This is a genomic window from Spiroplasma sp. ald (genome assembly GCF_044714355.1).
GTDB lineage: Bacteria > Bacillota_I > Bacilli_A > Mycoplasmatales > Mycoplasmataceae > Spiroplasma > Spiroplasma phoeniceum.
In genome coordinates, this window is sequence record NZ_RXFY01000166.1 from 1 (window position 1) to 1,311 (window position 1,311).

Genomic DNA, 1,311 nt, shown 5'->3' on the forward strand with positions numbered 1-1,311 from the left:
TTGTAGTTGCATTGCTACGCAAATTTTTAACTTTTGTTTTAACATGTGCTTGCCCACGACCAGATTTTGAATGTTGTGCTTCAATTACTACGTAAATATTACCCTCATATTGAAACGTTAATCCTGGGCGGAAATCGTTTACACTAATCATCATCTTCTTCTTTTTCTTCCTTTTTTATTGTTCGTAGTTTAATTATATCGTAATTTTAAACAGATAGTTATTAAAATCAATAAAAAGGAGAAAATTTGTTTAAAAGAAATTTTCTCCAAATATTTTAATTTTATAAAATTGTAAGGTAACCTAAATATTAATACGATTTTCACCACGATATCGATTTGAGGTTGATAACGCCTTAATAATAACATAATCAGTTGTTTTAGTAATTGCAAAATGACGGGGTGAGAAATAAAATGTTGGATTTAAGATAGCAAAATAAGCCGGGCATCGTGTAAGTGAAGTGCAACAAATCAAATCAGAAAAGAGTTAATTTTTTAATGGAAAGAAAACATTATTTTATTTTGTGGCCCGTAGTAACTAAGTATGGAAAAGATAATGTTATTAATATGGTAAATAATATTGTAATTAATAATGTAAAAGAAGATGAATAAATTATCCGCGTAATTTATTAGCGGTAATTTATTCAATATGGTTTATTTTGAGCGTAGTGAACACGCGAAGCGTGCCGCGAAATTAGATTGTTAGGAGGAATTAAGTTATGCCAGGTTGATTAACGACAATATTTAGTGTTGTTATTATATTAGGTATTTTTGCTTGAATTGGTTTATCAATTTATCAAAAAATTTGTCAAATTCAAGGAAAGAAAAAAGATAAAAAAGAAATTGAAAATAAGGAGGATAAGAAATAATGTTAGGTATGTATTTAACAACAGCGGTTAATTTTTTAGCAGCATATACGCCTACTATTTCAGGTGGAATGGGTTCTATTTGAAGTGGTTTAGGGCAGGCAATGATGAAAGTTAAAGAAGCAATTTATGCTGTATTACCACAATTAATGACTTTTTTAGGTGATGCGTGAATTATTTTAATTCCATTTGGTATTTTTGTTATTGTTAAGATATTAAACTTTTTCCGTGTTATGGTTAAAGGATTTTAATATTTATTATAATCGATCATATATCTTAGCTGTGGCACACTAGTTTTTATATGTGATTTTATTAGACTTCTTGCATAACCTAGTTATTTTAAAATATACTTAAAATAGAAATTATAGGAATCTAAAATTATGAAATTTGATAAATTTGATTTTATTAATGATAAAGAATTATTCCGATTAACAGGAATAAAACAAGC

3 protein-coding genes and 1 pseudogene are annotated in these 1,311 nt (G+C 27.4%); 2 read left to right on the plus strand and 2 right to left on the minus strand.

Translation table 4 applies throughout. The features are described 5' to 3' along the window. Both EHU54_RS05845 and EHU54_RS05850 read right to left on the minus strand, forming a co-directional pair. Positions 1 to 151, minus strand: a pseudogene (locus tag EHU54_RS05845) (elongation factor P); the annotation flags it as partial. 150 nt (positions 152 to 301) lie between these two features. Then, on the minus strand, positions 302 to 472 hold the full coding sequence (locus tag EHU54_RS05850) for a hypothetical protein (RefSeq protein ID WP_400249458.1): 171 nt from the start codon (positions 470 to 472) through the stop codon (positions 302 to 304). A gap of 244 nt (positions 473 to 716) precedes the next feature. On the opposite strand from EHU54_RS05850, the gene EHU54_RS05855 reads away from it, so the two are divergent. Beyond that, positions 717 to 866, plus strand: coding sequence for a hypothetical protein (locus tag EHU54_RS05855; RefSeq protein ID WP_400249066.1), 150 nt, complete (start codon positions 717 to 719; stop codon positions 864 to 866). Further along, positions 866 to 1,114, plus strand: a complete 249-nt coding sequence (locus tag EHU54_RS05860; RefSeq protein ID WP_400249459.1) for a hypothetical protein — start codon at positions 866 to 868, stop codon at positions 1,112 to 1,114. The genes EHU54_RS05855 and EHU54_RS05860 overlap by 1 nt, the downstream gene beginning before the upstream one ends. Positions 1,115 to 1,311: the final 197 nt, after the last annotated feature.